This is a genomic window from Streptomyces sp. TRM68367 (genome assembly GCF_014495685.1).
In the GTDB taxonomy this organism is placed as follows: Bacteria; Actinomycetota; Actinomycetes; order Streptomycetales; family Streptomycetaceae; genus Streptomyces.
The window spans coordinates 40,471-62,709 of the sequence record NZ_JACTVI010000048.1; the positions used below are offsets into that span (position 1 = coordinate 40,471).

At 72.0% G+C, this 22,239-nt stretch carries 21 protein-coding genes and 2 pseudogenes; 10 read left to right on the plus strand and 13 right to left on the minus strand.

The genetic code is table 11. The features are described from left to right. Positions 1–102: 102 nt before the first annotated feature. From H8R17_RS26850 to H8R17_RS26860, 3 genes are read right to left on the minus strand one after another with little or no spacing between them, the layout of a single operon-like run. On the minus strand, positions 103–873 hold the full coding sequence (locus H8R17_RS26850) for an enoyl-CoA hydratase-related protein (protein ID WP_187825783.1): 771 nt from the start codon (positions 871–873) through the stop codon (positions 103–105). Positions 874–889: 16 nt separating this feature from the next. Then, positions 890–2,158: a hypothetical protein gene (locus tag H8R17_RS26855; protein ID WP_187825784.1), complete on the minus strand. Its 1,269-nt coding sequence runs from the start codon at positions 2,156–2,158 to the stop codon at positions 890–892. Then, positions 2,155–3,804, minus strand: a complete 1,650-nt coding sequence (locus H8R17_RS26860) for an amino acid adenylation domain-containing protein (protein ID WP_187825785.1) — start codon at positions 3,802–3,804, stop codon at positions 2,155–2,157. The genes H8R17_RS26855 and H8R17_RS26860 overlap by 4 nt, the downstream gene beginning before the upstream one ends. A 369-nt stretch (positions 3,805–4,173) precedes the next feature. Here H8R17_RS26860 and H8R17_RS26865 point away from each other — a divergent pair, with 369 nt between their 5' ends. Together H8R17_RS26865 and H8R17_RS26870 are read left to right on the plus strand one after the other, a co-directional pair. Further along, positions 4,174–6,606 (plus strand): molybdopterin oxidoreductase family protein, encoded by a 2,433-nt coding sequence (locus H8R17_RS26865; RefSeq protein ID WP_187825786.1) that lies wholly within the window; start codon positions 4,174–4,176, stop codon positions 6,604–6,606. Positions 6,607–6,704: 98 nt separating this feature from the next. Beyond that, complete coding sequence (locus H8R17_RS26870) at positions 6,705–7,964, plus strand: ABC transporter substrate-binding protein (protein ID WP_187825787.1); 1,260 nt, start codon at positions 6,705–6,707, stop codon at positions 7,962–7,964. Positions 7,965–8,015: 51 nt separating this feature from the next. Here the strand turns inward: H8R17_RS26870 and H8R17_RS26875 are convergent, their stop codons facing one another. Genes H8R17_RS26875 through H8R17_RS26890 form a run of 4 tightly spaced genes read right to left on the minus strand, consistent with a single transcriptional unit; the run spans position 8,016 to position 11,688 of the window. Next, the gene (locus H8R17_RS26875; protein ID WP_187825788.1) at positions 8,016–8,786 is read right to left on the minus strand and encodes an ABC transporter ATP-binding protein; all 771 of its coding nucleotides are present in this window, start codon (positions 8,784–8,786) and stop codon (positions 8,016–8,018) included. 2 nt (positions 8,787–8,788) lie between these two features. After that, positions 8,789–9,682 carry an ABC transporter ATP-binding protein gene (locus H8R17_RS26880; RefSeq protein ID WP_223125495.1) on the minus strand — a complete coding sequence of 298 codons (894 nt, stop codon included), beginning with the start codon at positions 9,680–9,682 and terminating at the stop codon, positions 8,789–8,791. Further along, the gene (locus H8R17_RS26885; RefSeq protein ID WP_187825789.1) at positions 9,672–10,664 is read right to left on the minus strand and encodes a branched-chain amino acid ABC transporter permease; all 993 of its coding nucleotides are present in this window, start codon (positions 10,662–10,664) and stop codon (positions 9,672–9,674) included. Before H8R17_RS26885 ends, H8R17_RS26880 begins: the two co-directional genes overlap by 11 nt. Before the next feature lie 7 nt (positions 10,665–10,671). Beyond that, positions 10,672–11,688 (minus strand): branched-chain amino acid ABC transporter permease, encoded by a 1,017-nt coding sequence (locus H8R17_RS26890; RefSeq protein WP_223125496.1) that lies wholly within the window; start codon positions 11,686–11,688, stop codon positions 10,672–10,674. 119 nt (positions 11,689–11,807) lie between these two features. Here H8R17_RS26890 and H8R17_RS26895 point away from each other — a divergent pair, with 119 nt between their 5' ends. After that, on the plus strand, positions 11,808–12,221 hold the full coding sequence (locus tag H8R17_RS26895) for a gamma-glutamylcyclotransferase family protein (protein ID WP_187825791.1): 414 nt from the start codon (positions 11,808–11,810) through the stop codon (positions 12,219–12,221). 57 nt (positions 12,222–12,278) lie between these two features. Here H8R17_RS26895 and H8R17_RS26900 read toward each other — a convergent pair whose 3' ends face one another. Then, positions 12,279–12,863: an NADPH-dependent FMN reductase gene (locus tag H8R17_RS26900; protein ID WP_187825792.1), complete on the minus strand. Its 585-nt coding sequence runs from the start codon at positions 12,861–12,863 to the stop codon at positions 12,279–12,281. A gap of 278 nt (positions 12,864–13,141) precedes the next feature. On the opposite strand from H8R17_RS26900, the gene H8R17_RS26905 reads away from it, so the two are divergent. After that, positions 13,142–13,669, plus strand: a complete 528-nt coding sequence (locus H8R17_RS26905) for a hypothetical protein (protein WP_187825793.1) — start codon at positions 13,142–13,144, stop codon at positions 13,667–13,669. 146 nt (positions 13,670–13,815) lie between these two features. Continuing rightward, entirely contained in the window at positions 13,816–14,514 is a 699-nt protein-coding gene (locus tag H8R17_RS26910; RefSeq protein ID WP_187825806.1) for a class F sortase, read from the plus strand. Here H8R17_RS26910 and H8R17_RS26915 read toward each other — a convergent pair. After that, positions 14,452–14,831: pseudogene (locus tag H8R17_RS26915) on the minus strand (winged helix-turn-helix transcriptional regulator). The gene H8R17_RS26910 and the pseudogene H8R17_RS26915 sit on opposite strands and share 63 nt — an antisense overlap. Before the next feature lie 8 nt (positions 14,832–14,839). Beyond that, a complete protein-coding gene (locus H8R17_RS26920) occupies positions 14,840–15,493 on the minus strand; it encodes an MOSC domain-containing protein (protein WP_187825795.1) in 654 nt (217 codons plus the stop codon). Between the two features lie 190 nt (positions 15,494–15,683). On the opposite strand from H8R17_RS26920, the gene H8R17_RS26925 reads away from it, so the two are divergent. The 5 genes from H8R17_RS26925 (at position 15,684) to H8R17_RS48850 (ending at position 20,709) form a co-directional block, all read left to right on the plus strand. Beyond that, the gene (locus H8R17_RS26925; protein WP_187825796.1) at positions 15,684–16,922 is read left to right on the plus strand and encodes an NAD(P)/FAD-dependent oxidoreductase; all 1,239 of its coding nucleotides are present in this window, start codon (positions 15,684–15,686) and stop codon (positions 16,920–16,922) included. Continuing rightward, positions 16,923–19,550 (plus strand): nitrite reductase large subunit NirB, encoded by a 2,628-nt coding sequence (nirB, locus tag H8R17_RS26930; RefSeq protein WP_187825797.1) that lies wholly within the window; start codon positions 16,923–16,925, stop codon positions 19,548–19,550. It begins immediately after the preceding gene. Beyond that, complete coding sequence (gene nirD / locus H8R17_RS26935) at positions 19,547–19,897, plus strand: nitrite reductase small subunit NirD (RefSeq protein WP_187825798.1); 351 nt, start codon at positions 19,547–19,549, stop codon at positions 19,895–19,897. The genes nirB and nirD overlap by 4 nt, the downstream gene beginning before the upstream one ends. Before the next feature lie 359 nt (positions 19,898–20,256). Continuing rightward, entirely contained in the window at positions 20,257–20,427 is a 171-nt protein-coding gene (locus tag H8R17_RS48845; RefSeq protein WP_316959544.1) for a hypothetical protein, read from the plus strand. Between the two features lie 42 nt (positions 20,428–20,469). Beyond that, positions 20,470–20,709 carry a hypothetical protein gene (locus H8R17_RS48850; protein ID WP_316959545.1) on the plus strand — a complete coding sequence of 80 codons (240 nt, stop codon included), beginning with the start codon at positions 20,470–20,472 and terminating at the stop codon, positions 20,707–20,709. A 141-nt stretch (positions 20,710–20,850) separates the two neighbouring features. On the opposite strand, the gene H8R17_RS26945 is transcribed toward H8R17_RS48850, so the two are convergent. From H8R17_RS26945 to tnpA, 3 genes and pseudogenes are all read right to left on the minus strand, one after another. After that, complete coding sequence (locus H8R17_RS26945) at positions 20,851–21,123, minus strand: hypothetical protein (protein WP_187825799.1); 273 nt, start codon at positions 21,121–21,123, stop codon at positions 20,851–20,853. Positions 21,124–21,186: 63 nt separating this feature from the next. Next, positions 21,187–21,405: a hypothetical protein gene (locus tag H8R17_RS26950; RefSeq protein ID WP_399477330.1), complete on the minus strand. Its 219-nt coding sequence runs from the start codon at positions 21,403–21,405 to the stop codon at positions 21,187–21,189. 163 nt (positions 21,406–21,568) lie between these two features. Then, positions 21,569–22,014, minus strand: a pseudogene (gene tnpA, locus H8R17_RS26955) (IS200/IS605 family transposase). Positions 22,015–22,239: the final 225 nt, after the last annotated feature.

Sequence of the window (22,239 nt, forward strand, 5' to 3'; positions counted from 1 at the left end):
TCTGCCGGCGCACTAGTGCTGACCGGGGAGGCCCCCTGACCAGGTACCGTCCCTGACCGGGGCGGGAGCGCGGTGCCGCTCCCGCCCTCGGTGTGCGTGGGCTCAGTGCCCGGTGAAGCGCGGCGCGCGCTTCTCGAGGAACGCGGCCATCCCCTCCTGCTGGTCGTCGGTCGCGAACAGGGCGTGGAACACCCGCCGTTCGAAGCGGATGCCGTCGCGCAGGCCGGTCTCCAGGGCGCGGTCGACGCACTCGCGGGCCGCCCTGACCGCCGTACGGCCGTAACTGGCGATGCTCGCGGCGGCCTCCAGGGCCTCGGCGAGGACCCGGTCGTCGGGGACCACGCGGGAGACCAAGCCGCAGCTCTCGGCCTCCCGTGCGTCCATCGTGCGGCCGGTGAGCACCAGGTCCATGGCCTTGGCCCGGCCCACCAGGCGGGTCAGCCGCTGGGTGCCGCCGATGCCGGGGATGACGCCCAGGGTGATCTCGGGCTGGCCGAAGACCGCCGACTCGCCCGCGATGACCAGGTCGCACATCATCGCCAGCTCGCAGCCGCCGCCCAGGGCGTAGCCGTGCACGGCCGCGATCTTCGGGGTGCGCAGGTCGGCGAAGTGCTCCCAGGCGCCGAAGTAGTCCTCCGCCGCCATGTCCACGGCCGTCTTGCCGGCCATCTCCCTGATGTCGGCGCCCGCCGCGAAGAATCCGGGCTCCGAGCCGGTGACGACGAAGCAGCCGACCGCGGGGTCCGCGTCCAACGGGCGCAGGGTGTCGAGGAGTTCGGCGAGCAGTTCGCCGCTGAGTGCGTTGCGGACGTGCGGGCGGTGGAGCCGCACGGTCACCACGCCGCCGTCGCGCTCGATCTTGAGGGTGTTCATGAAACCGCCTCCCGGGTTACGAGTCCCAGATCGCGCCGTAGGCCGGAATCCCGCGCCGTTCCAGGCCGTGCACCACCTGCCAGGTGAGCTTCTTGTTGGAGATGCAGATCGCCGCCTCCGCGCCGAAGTCCTGGTGGACGGCGTAGGCGAGCCGCACCATGTCGGGCTTGCCGTGCCGGGAGGTGTCCCAGATCAGGGCGTGCGGCTGGACGGCGAGGATCTCGTCGACCAGGGCGTCGCCGTAGGTGGTGCGCGGGTCGCGGGTGGCCCAGACCAGGCGGGCGGGGACCTCGGCGGCGAGCAGGTGGGGCAGGCAGGGGCCGATGCCGCTGCCGGTCGCCACGTAGATCACCTTCTTGAAGAGGACCTCGATGTTGGCGACGCCGGCCGTGGTGATGCCCTTCACCCACAGCTTCGGCGGCTGGTCGTCGATGAACGAACCGGTCCAGTCGCCCGCCCGGGAGATGGTGAGCCGGAAGCCGGACTGGCCGGGTGCGGGCACGTTGGCGAAGGAGTGCCACTCCGTCAGCGGGCTGCGGCTGATCGCGGTCGAGGAGCCCGCGAAGGGGGTCTCGCCGTAGTCGAAGCGGGCCAGCACCACGTGCCGCGAAGGCCGTTCGAGCCGGACGTCGACCTTGCGCAGCCGCAGCCAGGGCAGGGCGACGCTGAAGGTGACGACGGCGAGGACCGCGAGCGGGACCGGGCCGGGGTCGGAGAGCAGGGTGTGGGTCCAGAAGAGGGCGAGCGCCGTCCAGCCGCCGAAGCGGTGGATCTTCTCGAAGTGGTCGTGGAAGCGGGACCGGAAGGGGGACAGGGCGGTGGCGACGATGACCGCGAGGAGGGCGACCAGGGCCCAACCGAAGCCGATCAGCGAGCTGTTGGTGCCCTCGGCCGTCACCGCGACGGTCAGCGCCAGGAACCAGGCCGCGCCCGCCAGTGCCCCGCCCACGTGCAGGCCGCCGAAGTGGTACACCTTGCCCAGCGTCCAGCGGACCTTCAGCGGCCAGCTGACCGGCGCCGAAGTGGCCAGCCGGAAGAGGAGGTTGATGACGTACTGCTGGCGCACGATCACCGCGAGGGCGAGGTTGGCCAGGGCCGCGTGCCCGAGGGTCGGGGTGGCGAGCGGCCAGCTGACCGACAGGAACAGGACGTTGGCCAGGATGACGAGCGCCGCCAGGCGGTTGTAGTGCATCAGGCGGGGGTGCTTGAGCAGGCGCCGGGGGCCGGAGGTGAGCGGCGGCAGCTCGACGGCGTCCGGGCGGATCCGCGGGGGCGAGGTGGTCATCGGGCCACCGCCTGGAGGGCGGCGCGCGCGTCGACCGGTACGGCGGCAGGCTCCCCGCCGCGTACGACAGCAGGCTCCTCGACCGGTACGGCCGCGCGTTCCTCGTCCTGGCGTGCCGCGCGCTCCCCGCCCCGCGAGGCCGCGCGTTCCTCGGCCATCCGCAGCAGCGCCGGTTTGTCGACCTTGCCGCGGTCGGTCTCGGGGAGGAAGGCCAGCGGTACGACCTCGTCCGGCACGCAGTAGTACGGCAGGGCGGCCGCCACCGCGTGCCGGGCCGCGTCCGGGTCGACGTCGGCCGGGCTGACGAACGACACCAGGGTGCGCGCGTCCCGCTTCAGCGTCACGGCGCGGGCGCAGCCGGCCGCCGACTCCAGCACCGAGGAGACGGAGTCGAGTTCGACGCGGAAGCCGCGCACCTTGACCTGGTCGTCGGTGCGGCCGAGGTGCTCCAGCTCGCCGTCGGGCGTCCAGCGGCCCAGGTCCCGGGTACGGAACATGCGGCGACCGCCGCCGAGGAAGGGGTCGGGGGCGTACCGCTCGGCGTTCAGCCGGTCGCTCGCGAGGTAGCCCGCCGACACGCAGTCGCCGCCCGCCCACATCTCGCCGGCCTCCCCGATGGGCAGGGGGCGGCGGTCGGTGTCGAGGACGTAGACCGTGTTGTTGGGGGTCGGGCGGCCGATGGTGAGGCGCGGGGCGGCCGGGTCGTGGCGGCTCATCGTGTTGACGATCGTCGTCTCGGTGGGACCGCAGCAGTTGAAGAAGGCGGCCCGGCGCGCCCACCGGTCGGCGAGCGGGCGCGGGCAGGGCTCCCCGGCGACGGCGACCGTGCGCACGCGCGGGCAGGCGGCCGGGTCGATGCCGGACAGCACGGTCGGCGTGGCGATCAGCACGTCCGCGGTGCGGGCCGCGGCCTGGATGTCCTTGCCGCGGATCACCAGGGTGCCGCCGTGCGTGAGGCAGCCGAGGATCTCCCAGGCCGCCATGTCGAAGGCAACATTGAGCAGTTGGGCGACCCGGTCGCCGGGGCGGACGCCGAGGCCGCCGGGCTCGGTGAGCAGGATGTTGGCGACGTTGCGGTGGGTGACCCGCACGCCGTTGGGGTGGCCGGTGGTGCCGGAGGTGAACAGGACATAGCAGCCGTCGTCGGGCCCTACGGCGGCGCGCGGGGCGGGTGCGTACGGCTGCGGCTCGTCCAGCGCGATCAGCAGGTGGCCGTCGGGCAGCGGCACGCGGTGGGCGTGCTCGCCGGTCGTGAGGATCACGCGGGTGCGGGCGGTGCGGACGACGTGGCTGAGCTGGGCCGGGGGTGCGAGGCCGATGTCCTGCGGGACGTAGGCGGCGCCCGCCCTCAGGATGCCGAGCAGGCCGACGAGCATCGGGATCGAGCGCCGTACGAAGAGGCCGACGTGGTCGCCGGGCCGGACGCCGGCGCGGGCCAGGCGGGCGGCGAGGGCGGCGGCGCGGCGGTCGAGGGCGCCGTAGGTGATCGTGGCGCCGAGGTGTTCGGCGGCCACGGCGTGCGGGGCGGCGGCCGCGTGGCGCTCGACGGCGTGGTGGACGAGCGGGTCGGGGACTTCGGCAGTCGGGCCGTAACCGTACTGCCGGAAGAGGTGCTGGTCATGGGGGGCTAAGTGGCGCAGTGGCATGGCGGGGTGTCCTCCTGGCTGTTTCGAGTGACGGTTGCCGTGTCCGTGACGGGTGGGCATGCCCGGTGTTCGAATGCCGTGCGGAGTCGTGCGAGCGCTGCGCGTAGCCAGACTGTAGTGCCACTGCTTCAAGCCTCAACGAGGTCGGATCGGCCAAGTAAAGAAGGCAATGAGCCACATGTGGCGACTTCCGTCCCAGCGGCAACGTCCGTACCGGTCGGCGGCGACTCGAAGGTGGGCAGGCGTGTGCCTCGACCCTGTGGCCGGCGTGGGCCTCACGTCGGCTGGGCCACGGCGGGGAGGTCCCCGTCCCGGCCGCGTAACAGGGAACCGTCCCGCGCGTAACACGGGCGACGCACTGTGGGCGGCATGCAGAACACCGCGACGCCCACGCACTGCCCGTACTGCGCCCTGCAGTGCGGAATGAACCTCACGCCCCAGCAGGACGGGGGCGTCGCGGTGGTCGAGCGACCGGATTTCCCGGTGAACCGGGGCGCGCTGTGCGGCAAGGGCCGTACGGCGCCGGCGGTCCTGGCGTCGAGTGTCCGCCTGACCTCCCCGTTGGTGCGCTCCGAGGGCACGCTCGTGCCCGCCTCCTGGGACGAGGCACTGGACCGGATCGCGGAGGGGCTGCGAGGGACGCGTACGGACCACGGCCCGGATGCGGTGGGCGTGTTCGGCGGGGGCGGGCTGACCAACGAGAAGGCGTACACGCTGGGCAAGTTCGCGCGGATCGTGCTCGGCACCTCGCAGATCGACTACAACGGCCGCTTCTGCATGTCGTCGGCCGCGGCGGCCGGCATGAAGGCGTTCGGGCTTGACCGCGGGCTGCCGTTCCCGCTGGAGGACATCCCGAAGACGGGCTGCGTGATCCTCGTCGGGTCGAACCTCGCGGAGACCATGCCGCCGTCGCTCCGCTTCTTCAACGAACTGAAGGAGAACGGCGGCACGCTGATCGTCGTCGACCCGCGCCGCACGAAGACCGCCGAGCAGGCCGACCTGCACCTGGCGCCCCGGCCCGGCACCGACCTGGCGCTGGCGCTGGGCCTGCTGCACCTGGTCGTCGCCGAGGGCCGCACCGACGAGACGTACATCCGGCAGCGCACGGCCGGCTGGGAGGACGCCCGGGCGGCGGCGATGGCGCACTGGCCGGAGTACGTGGAGCGGATCACGGGGGTACCCGTCCCCCAACTCCGGGAAGCCGTACGGCTGTTCTGCCAGCCGGAGCACGCGATGGTGCTCACCGCGCGCGGGCCGGAGCAGCAGTCCAAGGGCACCGACACGGTGGGCGCGTGGATCAACCTGTGCCTGGCGACGGGCCGGGCGGGCCGGCCGCTGTCCGGGTACGGCTGTCTGACCGGGCAGGGCAACGGGCAGGGCGGGCGCGAACACGGGCAGAAGGCCGACCAGTTGCCCGGCTACCGAAAGCTGGACGATCCGGCGGCGCGACGGCACGTGGCCGAGGTGTGGGGCGTGGACCCGGACAGCCTGCCGGGGCCGGGGCGCAGCGCGTACGAGCTGCTGGACGCGCTGGGTACGGACATCCGGGCGCTGCTGCTGATGGGCTCCAACCCGGTGGTGTCCGCGCCGCGCGCGGCCCACATCGAGGAGCGCATCAGGTCACTTGACTTCCTCGCCGTGTGCGATGTCGTGCTGTCCGAGACGGCGGCCCTCGCGGACGTCGTCCTGCCGGTCACGCAGTGGGCCGAGGAGACGGGCACGACGACCAGCCTGGAGGGCAGGGTGCTGCTGCGGCAGCGCGCGATCACTCCTGCGGAGGGCGTCCGCAGCGACCTGGAGGTCCTGCACGAACTCGCAGCCCGCCTCGGCGTGGAGAAGGGCTTCCCGACCGACCCGGAGGAGGTCTTCGAGGAACTCCGCCGGGCGAGCGCGGGCGGTCCCGCCGACTACTCGGGGATCACGTACCGGAGGCTCGCGGAGGAGAACGGGGTGTTCTGGCCGTGTCCGGCGGTGGGGGACGGGGATGTAGCCGGGGCGGAGGTCCCGGGTGAGGTCCGGGGTGAGGCCCCGGCGGAGGTCCGGGGTGAGGCCCCGGCGGAGGTCCGGGGTGAGGCCCCGGCGGTGGCCCGGGGTGAGGCCCCGGCGGAGGCCCGGGCGGTGGCCCGGGATGAGGCCCAGGATGAGGCCCGGGATGAGGCCCGGGATGAGGCCGGGGCGGACGATGTCGGTGAGGACGTGGGCGAGGACTCCTCGCTGGACGCGCTCGCGGACGATCCGGCGCGGGACGAGCCGGGGCCTGCTGATCCGACGCCGGGCGGCTGGGCGCAGGACCTCGCGACGCACGGCGACCCGGCCCCGGACGCCGCCGCCCACGTCCACCCGGGCACCCCACGCCTCTTCCTCGACCGGTTCGCCACGCCGGACGGGCGGGCGCGGTTCGTGGCCGTCTCGCACCGGGCTGTCGCCGAGGAGCCCGACGACGAGTACCCGGTACTGCTCACCACCGGCCGGGTCGTGGCGCAGTACCAGTCCGGCGCCCAGACCCGCCGCGTCGACGAGCTGAACGCCGCCGCGCCGGGACCGTTCGTCGAGCTGCACCCGCGGCTCGCGGCGCGGCTCGGGGCGGCCGAGGGCGACCCGGTGGCCGTGGTGTCGCGGCGCGGGCGGGCCGTGGCACCGGCCCGCATCACCACCGGCATCCGCCCGGACACCGTGTTCATGCCCTTCCACTGGCCGGGCGAGGGCCGCGCCAACACCCTCACCAACCCGGCGCTGGACCCGACCTCACGCATGCCGGAGTTCAAGGCGTGCGCGGTGCGGGTGGAGGCGGTGCAGCCGTAGGCGGCGGTTCACTCCCGAGCGTTCTACTCTCGAAACAGAAGGTCCGGCGGAAGGCCGGCCTGACGACCTCCGCCGACCTCCGGAGAGAGGAGGCGGACATGAAGCCGTCCATACGACGTTCCGCAATTTTCACCAGTGCTGTCGCCCTGTTGATCTCGGCGGTGAGCGTGACCGGCGGCACCGCATCCGCGGCAGTTCCGGCCGGCGAAGAGGACGGTGAGCTGAAGTTCGGCTACGTCCTGCCGGAGACCGGACAGCTGGCCTTCCTCGGACCGCCGCAGATCGAGTCCACGAAGTTCGCGATCCAGCAGATCAACGACGCCGGCGGAGTCCTGGGCAAGCCGGTCCCGGCCGTGGTCGCCAGCGACGAGGCCGGTCAGGAGGCCGTCGCCGCCCAGTCCGCCGACCGGGTTCTCGCCGCCGGCGTGGACGCGGTGATCGGCGCCGCGGCGTCCGGCATGTCGCTCGCGATCATCGACCGGGTGACGGGCGCGGGCGTGGTCCAGTGCTCGGCGTCCAACACGGCACCCACGTTCACCGAGTACGACGACGGCGGGTACTACTTCCGTACCGCGCCGAGCGATGTGCTGCAGGGACCAGTCCTGGCGGAGGTCGTGCGCGGGGACGGTCACCAGCGCGTGGCCCTGATCGCCCGGGCCGACGACTACGGGCGCGGCCTGATGCGGGCCACCGAGCAGTCCCTGGAGGAGGGCGGGACGACCGTCGCGCTCGCCCAGACCTACGACCCGAAGGCCGCCAACTACGACCGGCTTGTGGGGCAGGTGAAGAACGCCAACCCGGACGCCGTCGTGGTGATCGCCTTCGAGGAGGGCACTCAGATCATGCAGGGCCTGCTTGAGGCGGGGCTCGGGCCCGACCAGGTCGGCGTGTACGGCGCCGACGGACTGCGCAGCGAGGAGCTGCCCTCGCTGGTCTCCCGCGGCAACCCCGAGCGGCTTGCCGGAATGAAGGGGACGGCTCCGGCCTCGGCGGCCAACGAGCAGTACGTGGAGGACCTGAAGAAGTTCGCACCGAACCTGAAGGAGCTGCAGTTCGCCCCGCAGGCCTTCGACTGTGTGACGACGGTCGCGCTCGCCGCGGAGAAGGCCGGGTCGGACAACCCGGAGGTCTTTGCCAAGGAGATGAACGGAATCACCAAGGACGGCGAGAAGTGCAACTCGTTCGCCGCATGCAAGAACCTGATCGCAGCCGGCCGGGACATCGACTACGAGGGCGTGAGCGGTCCGCTCGACTTCATCGACGCCGGTGAGCCGGGCAAGGCGACGATCGAGGTGTACGGCTACGACGACGAGGGCAAGCTGCAGACCCTGCGCACGCAGGAGAGCAGTCTGGAGTGAGCCGACCCAGCAGTGAACCGAGAACCGAGGAGTGACCTCGGAGAGCGACGATCAGCGGACGCGGGCGAGGGTGCCGAGATACAGCTCGATCACCTTCTCGTCGTGGAGCAGGGCCGTGCCGGTACCGGTGTACGCGTTGCGGCCCTGGTCGAGGACGTAGCCACGGTCGCAGATCTGCAGGCATCTGCGGGCGTTCTGCTCGACCATGAGCACGGCGACGCCCGCGCCGTTGATCTCCTTCACCCGGTCGAACACATGGTCCTGGTGGACCGGCGACAGGCCGGCCGACGGCTCGTCGAGCAGCAGCAGCCGCGGTTCCATCATCAGTGCGCGTGCCATCGCGAGCATCTGCCGCTCGCCCCCGGACATCGAGCCGGCCTTCTGCCTGCGCCGGGTGGCCAGGACGGGGAAGATGTCCTCGATCACCGCCGCCCGCCGCACGAAGGCCCTGGGCCGCAGGTAGATCCCCATCCGCAGGTTCTCCTCGACCGTCAGTTCCGGGAAGACGTTCTGCAGCTGCGGCACGTATCCCACGCCGCGGCGCACCAGCTCGTGCGCGGGCCGGCTGGTGACCTCCTCGCCGTGCAGCCTTACCGTTCCGCCGCGCACGTGCAGCAGCCCGAACACCGCCTTGATGAGGGTCGACTTGCCCGCTCCGTTGGGGCCGATGACTCCGACCAGCTCGCCGGGCCCCACCTGGACGCTGCATCCGCGCAGCACGTCGACGCCGGGCACGTACCCGGCGACGATCCCGTCGGCCGCCAGGACCGGGGGCTTCCGCACCGGTGCCTGCCCCGCCGGTGACTTCCCGCCTTCGGACATGGTCACTCCTCCTCTCCCGCCTCCGGTCCGTTCGCCTCCGGTTCGTCGTGCCGCCTGCCGAGGTAGGCGTCCACGACAGCGGGGTTCCGGCCGATCGTGTGCGGCGGGCCCTCGGCCACCAGCCGGCCGTCGGCCATGACGGCCACCCAGTCGCTGATGCCCATCACGACGTCCATGTCGTGTTCCACAAAGCAGACGGTCAGTCCCTCGTCACGCAGCCGGGTGATGTGTCCGAGCAGGGACTGGGCCAGCGCGGGGTTCACTCCGGCCATCGGCTCGTCGAGGAGGAGCATGACCGGCTGCGCCATCAGCGCGCGGGCCAGCTCCAGCAGCTTGCGCTGCCCGCCGGAGAGGGTGCCCGCGTGGTCGTCGCGCACACCGGTGAGCATGAACCGCTCCAGCAGCTCGTCGGCCCGGCGCTCGGCGTCCCGCTCCTGCCCGCGCCACAGCGGCCGCAGCAGCGCGGGCACGAGCCGTTCGCCACGTTGCCCGGGGGCCGCGAGCAGCAGGTTCTCCAGGACGGTGAGGCGGGCGAGCGTCCGGGTGAGCTGGAACGTACGGACCAGCCCGCTGCGCGCCACCCGGTGCGCCGGGCGGCCGGTCAGAGGCTGTCCGGCGAACGACCACCGGCCGCGGGCGCCCCGGTCGAACCCGCTCACCACGTTGAACAGCGTTGTCTTGCCTGCGCCGTTGGGCCCGATCAGCGCCGTGATGGCCCCGCGCTGCACCTCCAGGTGCTCGACCCGCACGGCGGCGAGGCCCCCGAAGGTGCGGGTCACCCGGTCCATGACGAGCAGCGGGTCGGGCTTGCGCACCCCGGCCTCGGACGCGGTTCCGGCGAGCCGGCGGGCGACCGCGGCGGGGGTGCCACCTGGGGGAACGGACTCAGCGGCCACTGAGCAGCATCTCCTTCCGGCTGCCGAGGAGACCCTGCGGTCGGAAGACGATCAGCAGAATCAGCGCGACCCCCACCAGGGCGAAGCGCACGGCGCCGACCTCCGACGTACTGATCAGCTCGGACGAGATGTAGCCGGCGCCGATGGCCTGGCGCAGCGCGCTGTCGAGGAAGGTCAGCAGGAACCAGAACAGCACGGAGCCGACGATCGGCCCGAGGATGCGCCCGGCGCCGCCGAGCACCAGCAGGGTGTACAGGAAGAAGGTGACGCCCGGGTCGAAGCTGTCCGGGTTCACCGACTGCACCTGGATCGCCTGCAGCATGCCCGCGGCACCGCCGAGGAGCCCGCCCAGCACCAGGGACTGCATCTTGTACGCGTACACGTTCTTGCCGAGGCTGCGCGCGGCGGTCTCGTCCTCCCGGACGGACCGGATGACCCTGCCCCAGGGGCTGTGCACCAGCAGCGCGAGCAGCACCCCGGCCAGGGCCACCAGCGCCCAGCCGACGGTCATCACCCACAGGTCCCGGGCGCCGAACTCCACCCGCCACACGCCGTAGGTGCCGCGCGGGATGGGGTTGAGGTCGTAGAAGTCGCCCGCGAACCGCTGCAGCCCGAACACGCCGCCGGTGACGGGCTCGGCCCAGCTGGAACGGTAGAACAGCCGCAACGTCTCCCCGGCGGCGATCGTGGTGATCGCGAGATAGTCGGCGCGCAGCCGCAGGGTGGGCAGGCCGAGCAGCAGGGCCAGCACGATCGCGCTGCCGAGGCCGGCGAGCACCCCGAGCCACATCGGCCCACCCCACGTCGCCACGGTGACCGCGAGCCCGTAGCCGCCCACCAGCATGAAGCCGACCTGGCCGAAGTTGAGCAGCCCTGTGTAGCCGAAGTGCAGGTTCAGCCCCATCGCGGCGAGCGCGAAGACCGCGGCGATGGGACCGATGCCGGAGCGCAGCGCGTCGGAGAGGATGACCTGGAAGTCCATGGCGCCCTCACCCGGCCCGTTCCCGGCGGCCGAGGATGCCCTGCGGCCGGATGAGCAGCACGACGATGAGGACCAGCAGCGCCCAGGCGTACTGCAGGTCGACCGGGAACCACAGGGTGGACATCTGCGCGACGACGCCGATGACGAGGCTGCCGGCCATCGCGCCGTAGGCGGAGCCGAGACCGCCCAGGATGATCCCGGCGAACATGAGCAGCAGCAGTTTGAAGCCCATGTCCCAGGTGATGATCTCGACCAGACCGAAGAAGATCCCGCCGAGCGCGGCCAGCGCGCCGCCGACCATCCAGACGACGCTCACCACGCGCCGCACATCGATGCCGGACGCCTCGGCGAGGTCGCGGTTGGCGGCGACCGCCCGGACCGCCGTGCCGATCCGGGTGAACTGCAGCAGGATGGCGACGCCGACCAGCACCAGGACCGAGAGCAGGGTGACCGTGAGGTCGCGCGGGGTGATGCCGACCGGTCCGAAGTCGATCGCCTCCTGGATGTCGTACTGGGCGAAGGAGGCGGGACGGTTCCCGTACAGCACGAGCACCACGTGGCGCAGCAGCAGCGACAGCCCGATCGTGACGATGAACATGTTGATCAGGCCGGTGCCGCGGGCGCGCAGGGGGCGCCAGATGCCGCGGTCGACCGCCGCTCCCACCAGGGCCCCGAAGACGACGGCGACGAGGGCGGCGGGGACGAGGTGCCAGCGGGGCCCGGCGGGTGAGACGTTGAGGAAGAACGCGAACGTGGCGCCGATGGTCACGAACTCGCCGTGCGTGAAGTTGATCAGGTGGATGGTCCCGAAGACCAGCGAGAGTCCGACCGCGGTGATCGCGATGATGACCCCGAACTGGACGCCGTCGACGAATGCCTGAAAGGCGCGCGCACCGAAGCCCGGACCCTGCGGGACTTGCTGGCCCTGTGCGCCCTGTGCGCCCTGTGCGCCCTGTGCGCCCTGTGCGCCCTGCGCCCGCGCGGCGACCGCGCCCAGCACCACGAGCACCGGGGAGAGCATCATCAGAACCCACCGACCGCGCATCACATGTCCGATATGTAGAGAATGTCGCGTGTCGATCAGTGTAAGCCGGTACGAACGCCCTGCGGGCAGTCCCGCCCAGGGGGGAGAGAATCACCTGCGTGAACCTCCCCATCTTCGTCTACGGCACCCTCCGTCCCGGTGAGGTCAACCACGACCTCCTCCTGCGCGGCCGCACCCGGTCCGAGGAACCGGGGCGGCTCGCCGGTGCCGTGCTGTACGACGGGCCCGGCTATCCGTACGCCGTGGAGGAGCCGGGCGGAGTGGTGTGCGGCGAGCTGGTCACCGCGCTGCCCGAGGCGTACCCGGCGCTGCTCGCCGAGCTGGACCGGCTGGAGGGGTACGCGCCGGGGTCGTCGCGGAACCTGTACGAGCGGGTCGGGCGGGACGTCGTCCGGGACGCCGACGGCATGACCGTCCGCGCCTGGGTGTACGTCGCCGCGCCCCGCGTCGCCGCACGACTGCGCTCGCGCGGCAAGCTGATCGACGGCGGGGACTGGCGGGCGCGGCGGTGAACGCGGGCCGCGCTGCGGCGAGCGGCGCGCACCTCCGGGCACCCGCCGCGCACCCGCCTACGAGGCGTACGGCCGTGCCACCTTCGCCTCCAGCAGGGCCCTCCCCCACCAGACCAGCTGGTCCAGCATCGTCTTGGCCGCCGCCTGCGGACCCGACGGATCCTTCAGGCGGCCCTCGTCGTCGAAGGACGCGCCCGCGTTGTGGAAGGAGACCGTGTCGCGGACAGTGACGGCGTGGAGTTCGGCGAAGACCTGGCGCAGGTGCTCGGCCGCGCGCAGGCCGCCGGACACACCGCCGTAGGAGACCAGGCCGACGGGCTTGGCGCGCCACTCGTTGAAGTGCCAGTCGATGAGGTTCTTCAGGCCGGCCGGGAACGAGTGGTTGTACTCGGGGGTGAGGACGACGAACGCGTCCGCGCGCGCCAGCTTCGGCGTGATCTCGGCGAGCGCGGCGGTCGCTTCGGGAGTCGGGGACATGTGCGTCGGCAGCTGGGCCTCGACCACGTCCACGACCTCGGGGATCAGGCCGGCATGGCCCCGGATGCGGTCGAGCAGCCAGTCGGCGACGACGGGAGCGAACCGGCCGTCGCGGTTGCTGCCGATGATGAGGGTCACGTGGAGAGCATCGGATGCGGTGTTCATGCCGACCAGCCTCCAACCTTGAGTTTGGTTGAGGTCAAGTCGTGGCGCGCACGGCCCGGTCACCCATTCACACGTGCCGTCCCGCACCCATCGGGTGCATTTCCGCGACCTGCCCGCCGTACGCCGGTGACCTGCTGAAACGAGCCGCGAAGCAGCCCCGGTGCGCGGCCTGCTGACACCCGTTCACCTCATTTCTGACGTTCCCTCAGGAAGCGGGCTCGGCCCGCTGCTACTTACCTCGGAGGCACAGGGAGCACCGAGAACTCGAAGGAGCACCGATGCGACGTACCGCCCGCCTGCTGTCGGGTACCGCGCTGGCCGTCGCCGCCGCGTCCGCCGTCGCGGCGCCCGCGTACGGCGCGGACGCCGGCGGCCTGGAGGTGTATCCGTCCTCGGCGGTGCCGGGCGACCAGGTCACGGTGAACACGGCGGCGTGCGGCGACGGCGGTTCGGCGGCGGGCGACGCCAGCGCGGTGGGCGCCGGTTCCTTCACCCTGGCGCCGAGTACGCACGAGCGGGACGCGATCGGGCAGTTCCGGGTGCCGCCGGGTGCGCAGCCGGGGACGTACGAGATCGCCGCGACGTGCGCCGGAGACAGGGCCGGGCGGCGGGTGACGGGGGATCTCGTCGTCACGCTGACACCCGGGCATCAGCAGGTGCATCCCCGCGGGAGTGTGAAGACGGGGGTCGGCGGCGCCCTGGGCCCCGACCCCGTCCAGACCGCGGCCGGCGTGGCGGCTCTCGCCGTCGCCGCCGCGGGCGGTACCTGGCTCCTGCATCGCCGGGCGAGAGGCGACGGGATCTGACGGGCACCCTCCGCTGCCCGTCCGCCGGTACCGCACGTCCCCTCCCCCTCCGGGTCCGACGCCCCTCGCGGCCCGGAGGGGCAGCGGGGCCTCATGAGAGGGCCGTACGAGGAGGCCCGACGAACAGGCCCATGGGAGGGTCCGTCATGCGCGCCGCCAGCAGGTCCAGGGTGTCCGGCAGGTCCGGCGGGTTCCGCGAGTCCGGCAGGTCCCGCCGGTTCGGCAACGCCGTCATAGCCGCCGTGACCGTTGTCGCCCTGTGCGCCGGAGCGTTGCTGCTGCGCAGCGGCGCAGAGACGCACCCGCCGCCGCAGCCGTCCGCCGCGCAGGCCCGTACCGGGCAGGACGGGACCGGGCGTGACCGGGGGCTGCCCGCCGCTCCCGCGCTGCCGCCCTCCCCGCCCGACCGCATCCGCATCCCCGCGATCCGCGTGAACGCCCCGCTGACAGGCCTCGGCCTCACCCCGGTCGGCAGCCTCGAGGTGCCGCCCGCCGACCGCGAGAACCTCGCGGGCTGGTACGGGGCCGGCACCATGCCCGGCGAGCAGGGCACCGCGATCGTCGCCGGGCACGTCGACAACGCGGACGGCCCCGCCGTCTTCCACCGCCTCGGCGCGCTGAAGAAGGGCGGCACGATCGAGGTGGACCGGCGGGACGGCGGCGTGGCGGTGTTCACCGTGGACGCGGTCGAGGTGTACGCCGCGAAGGGCTTCCCCGACGAGAAGGTGTACGGCGCGGCCGGCCGGCCCGAACTGCGCGTGATCACCTGCGGCGGAGGTTACTCACGGGCCACCGGTTACCAGGGCAACGTGGTCGTCTTCGCCCACCTGACCGGAAGCCGCTGAGCCCGCGGCCGCCGACGCCCGCCCGAGGACATGCGCCTTGCCCCACGCAACGAGCGGCTCCAGCGCCTCGTTGAGCGAGACCCACGGTCCGTCAGCGAGTACTCGACCCGCGGCGGCACCTCGTCGTACACCTCGCGGTGCACCAGTCCGTCTGCTTCCATCTCCCGCAGATGCGAGGCGAGCACCTTCTCGGTGACACCGGGCAACTCCCGGCGAGGCCATCGACCGCGCGTTCCAGGACCCCGACGTCCGCATCGACGCCGTGGTCGGCAGTGGTGGGAGCTGTACGGGGACCGCCAGGGCCTGAGGTTCACCACTCGGCGGCCTACGCGGTCGCCGTACGTCTGCGCACCAGCTCCTTGATCTCCTCCGGCAGCGCGTCCGCCGCCAGCAGGCGTGGCAGCAGGCCGGGTTCGAGCGTCATCGCGCGGAAGGTGAGGGCGACGGTGACCTCGTGAGCGGGCCGGTGCACGATCTCGACCAGGTCGCCGGCCCGGATGTCGCCCGGTTCGATCACCCGCAGATAGGCGCCGGGCACCGCGGCCCGCGTGAACCGCTTGATCCAGCCGGCGCGCTCCAGCCAGCCCTGGAACGTCGCGCACGGGATCCGCGGGCACGACACCTCCAGGACCACGTCGGACCCGATGCGCCACCGCTCGCCGATCCGGGCGCCGTTGACGTCGACGCCGGAGGTCGTGAGGTTCTCCCCGAAGACGCCGCCCGCGAGCGTTCGGCCCAGCTCGGTCTCCCACGCGTCGAGGTCCTCGCGGGCGTAGGCGTAGACGGCCTGGTGGGTGCCGCCGTGATTCTGCACGTCGTACACACGGTCACCGGCGAGGCCGACCGCGCCGGTGCCCTTGGGGCCGGGGGCGCTGACGGCGACCGGGCCGTCGACCGGCTGCTTGTCGATGCCGGTGGCGTCGAGGCCCTTCCACGGGTTGGGCCGGGGTCTGCCCACGTTGACGGAGACCAACTTCATACGGGTGACAGTACGGGCAGTCGCGAGGCCGGGGCGAGCCATTTCCCGGCCGGGCCCGCGCTGCTCACAGCGCCTCCCGAGGTGCGTCCCGAACCCTCACACCCGCCCCCGGCCGCCGCTGAGGGCAGCGTTCCCCGTGGGAAACAGACGTGATGCTGCCGGGTAACACCCGCACCGCACGCTGCGATGCATGACCTCGAATTCGCGTGTGGTGGTGATCGGCGCCGGCCTCGCGGGCGTACGTCTCGCCCGGCGGCTCGGTGAGCTCGGCACGCCCGCGGTACTGGTCGGCGACGAGGAGCACCGGCCGTACAACCGGGTGCTGCTCGCCGAGGTGCTGGCCGGGCGGTACAGCCCCGAGGTGATCGCGCTGCCGGCGCCCGCGGAGCTGGTCCGGGCCCGGGCCACCGGCATCGACAGGGGCGCGCGCACCGTCGCGTGCGCGGACGGTACGGAGATCGCATACGACACGCTGGTCCTGGCCACCGGGTCGAACCCGGTGCTGCCGCCGCTGCGCGGGCTGTTCACCGCGGCCGGCGAGCAGCACGCGCTGCCCGAGGGCGTGCACGCGTTCCGCACGATGGACGACTGCCTGGGCCTGTCCAAGGAGGTACGGCCGGGGGTGCGGGCGGTCGTCATCGGCGGCGGGCTCCTCGGGGTGTCCGCGGCCCGCGCGCTGGCCGTACGCGGCGCGCAGGTGATGCTCGCCCAGCAGTCAGAGCGGCTCATGGAGCGCCAGCTCGACCCGGCCGCCTCGCGGCTCGTCCGGCGGCACCTGACCGACCTGGGCGTCGAGGTCCACACCGAGTGCCGCGTCCGGGACGTGCGCTGCGTCGGCGGTGCGGTCCGCTCGGTGGAGATGGCTGACGGGTACGCCCTCGACGCCGACCTGGTGGTGCTGGCCTGCGGCGTGGCCCCGCGGGCGGGCCTCGCGCAGATCGCCGGCCTTGACGTGCGCAAGGGGATCGTCGTCGACGACGAACTGCGTACGTCCGACCCGCACATCCGGGCCATCGGCGACTGCGCACAGCACGACGGCACGGTGTACGGGCTCGCCACGCCGGCGCTCGAACAGGCCGACGCGCTCGCGGAGTTGCTGGCCGGCAACACGGAGGACGCCGAAAGTCCGGCGGCCCGCTACACCGGCACCCGTTCGCTGACCCGGCTCACGCTCACCGGGCAGTCCGCCTTCGACCTGGCCGCGTTCGGCGAGACGGAGGCCCGCCCCGGCGACGACGTCGTGCAGCTGACCGACGCCACCCGCGGCACCTACCGCAAGGTCGTCGTCCGCGACGACCGCCTGGTCGGCGGGGTCCTCGTCGGCGAACTCGGCACCGTCGGCGCGCTCGCCCGCGCCTGGGAGGGAGCAGAGCCGCTCCCCGACACCGGCCCTCTGCTCCACCTGCTTACCAATGATGGAGGCTCCTGAATGACCGCCAACCTGGGGGCCACCCCCACGATCGTGCTCGTCGGCCACGGCATGGTCGGCCAGCGCTTCCTCGAAGCGCTCGCCGAACGCGGCCTGACCGCCACGCACCGCGTGGTCGTGCTGTGCGAGGAGCCGCGTCCGGCATACGACCGTGTGGCGCTCACCTCCTACTTCTCGGGCAAGACGCCCGAGGACCTGTCCATGACGGACATGGAGTTCATCGAGAAGCACGGAATCGAGCTGCGCGTCGGTGACCCGGCGGAGACCGTCGACCGCGAGGCGAAGAAGGTCACCTCCCGCTCCGGGCTGGTCGTCGACTACGACGTCCTGGTCCTGGCCACCGGCTCCTACCCGTTCGTGCCGCCGGTGCCGAACAAGGACGCCGCCGGCTGCTTCGTCTACCGCACGATCGAGGACCTGCTCGCCATCGAGGAGTACGCGAAGACCAGGGCGTCGACGGGAGCCGTCGTCGGCGGCGGTCTGCTCGGTCTCGAAGCGGCCGGTGCGCTGAAGGGCCTGGGCGTCGAGACGCACATCGTGGAGTTCGCGCCGCGGCTGATGCCGGTGCAGGTCGACGAGGGCGGCGGCGCGGCCCTGCTGCGCACCATCGAGGACATGGGCCTGACGGTGCACACCGGCACGGGCACCCAGGAGATCGTCACGGACGCCTCGGGCGCCGTGACCGGCATGAAGCTGTCCGACGGCTCCGAGGTCGCCACCGACATGGTGATCTTCTCGGCCGGTGTCCGCCCCCGCGACCAGCTGGCCCGCGAGTGCGGTCTGGCGGTCGGCGAGCGCGGCGGCATCACGGTCGACGAGCAGTGCCGTACGGTCACCGACCCGCACGTGTTCGCGATCGGTGAGTGCGCGTTGGCGGCGGACGGCCGGGTGTACGGCCTGGTGGCGCCGGGTTACGAGCAGGCGGAGACGGTCGCCGCGACGATCGCCGCCGACGAGAGTGAGCAGTTGGCGTTCACCGGCGCCGACCTGTCCACCAAGCTGAAGCTGCTCGGCGTCGACGTGGCGTCCTTCGGCGACGCGCACGGCACCGCCGAGGACTGCCTCGACGTCGTCTACTCCGACTCGCGCGCCGGGCTCTACAAGAAGCTGGTCATCGGCCGCGACGGCACGCTGCTCGGTGGCATCCTGGTCGGCGACGCGGAGGCGTACGGCACGCTGAAGGCGTTCACCGGCTCGGTCCCGCCGGTCTCGCCCGAGTCGCTCGTGCTGCCGGCCGGTGCCGGCGCCCCGGCCCAGCTCGGCCCGACCGCGCTGCCGGACGAGGCGATCATCTGCTCCTGCAACAACGTCACCAAGGGCACGATCCGCGGCGCGGTCACCGAGCACAAGTGCACCACCGTGCCCGAAGTGAAGAAGTGCACCAAGGCCGGTACGACCTGCGGCAGTTGCGTCAAGGTGCTCGGCCAGCTGGTCAACGCAGAGCTGGAGGCCAGCGGCGTCGAGGTCGACAAGGGCCTGTGCGGCTGCTTCTCGCAGACCCGCGAGGAGCTGTACGAGATCGTCCTCGCCCTGCGCATCAACACCTACCAGGACCTGCTGGACCGCTACGGCCGCGAGGGCGCCCGGGGCGGCGACGGCTGCGAGATCTGCAAGCCGGCGGTCGGCTCGATCATCGCCTCCCTCGCCCCGGCGATCGGCGCGAGCAACTACGTCCTGGACGGCGAGCAGGCCGCCCTGCAGGACACCAACGACCACTTCCTCGCCAACCTGCAGAAGAACGGCTCATACTCGATCGTGCCGCGCATCCCCGGCGGCGAGATCGCCCCGGAGAAGCTGATCGTGATCGGCGAGATCGCCCGCGACTTCGGCCTCTACACGAAGATCACCGGCGGCCAGCGGATCGACATGTTCGGTGCGCGGGTCGAGCAACTGCCGCTGATCTGGGCGCGTTTGGTGGACGCGGGCTTCGAGTCCGGCCACGCGTACGGCAAGGCGCTGCGCACGGTGAAGTCCTGCGTGGGCCAGACCTGGTGCCGCTACGGCGTCCAGGACTCCGTCCGCATGGCGATCGACCTGGAGCTGCGCTACCGGGGGCTGCGCTCGCCGCACAAGCTGAAGTCGGCGGTCTCCGGCTGCCAGCGCGAGTGCGCCGAGGCCCAGTCGAAGGACTTCGGCGTGATCGCCACCGCGGGCGGCTGGAACCTGTACGTCGCCGGCAACGGCGGCGCCACCCCGCGCCACGCGGACCTGCTCGCGCAGGACCTGTCCGACGCCGAGCTGGTCCGTCTGATCGACCGGTTCCTGATGTTCTACATCCGCACCGCCGACCGCCTGGAGCGCACCTCGACCTGGCTGGAGCGGATCCCGGGCGGCCTGGACCACGTACGGGACGTGGTGGTGCACGACTCGCTCGGCATCTGCGACGAGCTGGAGAAGCTGATGCAGGCGCACGTCGCGAACTACCGCGACGAGTGGGCCGAGACCATCAACGACCCCGAGAAGCTCGCCCGGTTCGTGTCCTTCGTGAACGCGCCGGACACCCCGGACCCGGTCGTGGGCTTCGTGCCCGAGCGCGACCAGATGAAGCCCGACCTGCCGCTGCTGTCCATCGGCATGCGGCCTGCGGCCCCCCAAGAAGCTGCCCTGGAAGGAAGCGTCCAGCGATGACCCTGGCACCCGAGACCACCGACCTGAAGATCCAGCTGCAGCTCGACGGTGACTGGTTGACGGTCTGCGACCTGAGCACGCTGTTCCCGGGCCGTGGGGTGGCGGCACTGCTGCCGAACGGCCGCCAGGCGGCGGTCTTCCGCGACCGGACCGGCACGCTGTACGCCATCGACAACCGCGACCCGTTCACCGGCGCCGCGGTCCTCTCCCGGGGCCTGACCGGCACCCACCAGGGCCGCCCGTTCGTCGCCTCGCCGCTGCTGAAGCAGCGCTTCGACCTGGAGTCGGGGCGGTGCCTGGACGACGAGGCGGTCCGGGTGGCGACGTACGAGATCCAGGTGTCGTAAGAAAGGGTGGTGGACGGCGGGTCTACGGCCTGACGTCCGCCCCCGGGTACCGGTCAACTGTCGGCTTCCTGTCGAGTTCGTCGACTTCCGGCCGGGGCGGCGGTTCCATCGAGTTTCATCGAGGTCTACCCCCACCATCAGGAGGCCCGAACCATGACTCGGAACCACTCCCAGCCGTCCCGGCGCGCCGTTCTCGGGGGTGCCGCCGTCGCCGCGGTCGCGGTGGCTGCCGGCGCGGTACGGCGCGGGCCGCGTCGTCCGTGCCGTCCGCGTCGAAGGCCGCCTGGCCGACCGAGTTCCCGCTGTCCGACGGCTGGCTGCCCGAGGGCATCACCATCGGCGACAGGCCGTACGCCTAAATGGGCTCGCGCGCCAACGGCGCCATCTGCCGCACCGACCTGCGCACCGGCGAGGGCGCGGTGCTGCACGAGGGCGGCACCGGCCTCGCGTACATCGGCCTGAAGCTGGACGACGACGGCCTGCTGTACGTCGCGTGGCGCCGCGAAGATCATCGACTCGCGCACCGGTAAGCTGCTCACCACCTACCAACTCACCCAGAATGCCGCCCCGTCTTGCCGCCCCGTCTCGGCCGCACCCTGTACGTCGTCCAGAACCGGATGAACAAGGTCACCGTCTGGGACCTCGACGCCAAGTCCGAAACCGCGACCCTGCGCCGTACGATCACCGACCCCCGCTTCGACGTCCCGGCCACCGCCGCCCGGTTAGGCAACCGGCTCTACCTGGTCAACGCGCGCTTCACCAGCCCGCAGACACCGGAGACGACGTTCACCGCGGTCGCCGTGCCGCTCTGAGTCCCTCCGGGCGGCGGTCACCCCTCCGGCAAACCGGGCGCATGCCATCACCGGGAGGCACCGGCGCTGCCGGCCTGACCTGCGAGGCACCAGCGCTCCCGGCCTGAGGCGCGCGAGTCGGCCACCTCCCTACCGCCCACGCTATGCCTCCGGGTGCTGCGTGCCCCTCTTCACTGCCGCCTCGACCTCGCTGCGCTGCTCGCCCTGCGCCTTCGCGTACTCGGCTACTGCGGCCTGCACATCGCGGGCGAGGTCTCGCCAGGCACGCATCGCGGTCTCGTAGGTGCGGGCCTGGGTCGGGGTCCACTTGGTATGGGTGGGCGGCCCGTACTGGACCCGCAGCTCCTGGACCCTGTTGTGTGCCTGCTCTGCAGCGCGCTGCATCGCGATCAGTTCGTCAAAGGTGTATGCCACGCGCCTGGATCCTGGACCAGGGATCATCGCTGACCGCAACGCCACGCCGTCAGGGGGACGAAATCACTCCGAGTGCGACAGGCCCTGCTTTGCTCGTGGCCGGACACCAAGGACATCGAGCACAGCCCGGGTCGCCGGGCTGGGATTGAAGCGGCTCCAGGCCAGGTATTCGGTGCGGCGCGGGCCGTCGGTCACCTGAACCAGGGCCAGTTCGGGGTCGTCGGCGGCCAGGCACTCCCGCGCACCGGCGACGAACGCCGCCCCGGCGCTGGTCAGCTCCACGCGGCGGCTGGACCGGGCGAACAGCTTGACCCCGAGCTCCCGTCATGGTGAGGGCCTGCTGAGACTGTGTCCATGCGTTCCACACCTTTACCGGGACTCTTGCAGAAAGCCCCGGCGTTCACGCCGGGGCTGAATGCATCTCAAGGCTGCTCTGACGTGCACGTTAGAGCGGACGTTTTTGCTGCTCGATGTACTGGCGGACGATTGCCAACGGTGCTCCGCCGCACGATGCGGAGAAGTATGAGGGCGACCACAGGTGCCCATGCATGATGGCGCGGTTGATCCGGCCGGGGAACTCTCCCCCAGCCTTCGGCCGGGAGGTGCCCCCAGCCGTATCCGGCGGGCGGAGACGCCCTTGAGGCTGTTGACCAGCTTGGAGACGGCGACCTTGGGCGGGTAGTGCACAAGGAGGTGGACGTGATCACGTTCGCCGTTGAAGTCCTTCAGCTCCGCCTCGAAGTCCTCGCACACCTTGCGCATGATCTCTTCGCAGCGCGTCAGCATCTCGTCGTCGAACACCCCGCGCCGGTACTTCGTCACGAAGACCAAGTGCACATGCATCGCCGAAACTACATGCCTGCCACGCCTGTAATCGTTCTGCCCATCCATGAGACCAATCCTAGTAGGATCTTGGGTGTGCAGCTCCGCTACAACTACCGGGCCTACCCGGACGCCTCCCAGCGCCGCGCGCTGGGAGGCGTCCGGGTGCGCCCGCGTGGTGTGGAACGACTGCCTGCGCGACCGGTACCAACTGGCTGGGCCGGTACGGCGAGCGCGTGGACTCCTGGCACGGGATGCCCGACGACCAGGACCGCGACAGCTGGCTGCGTCAGG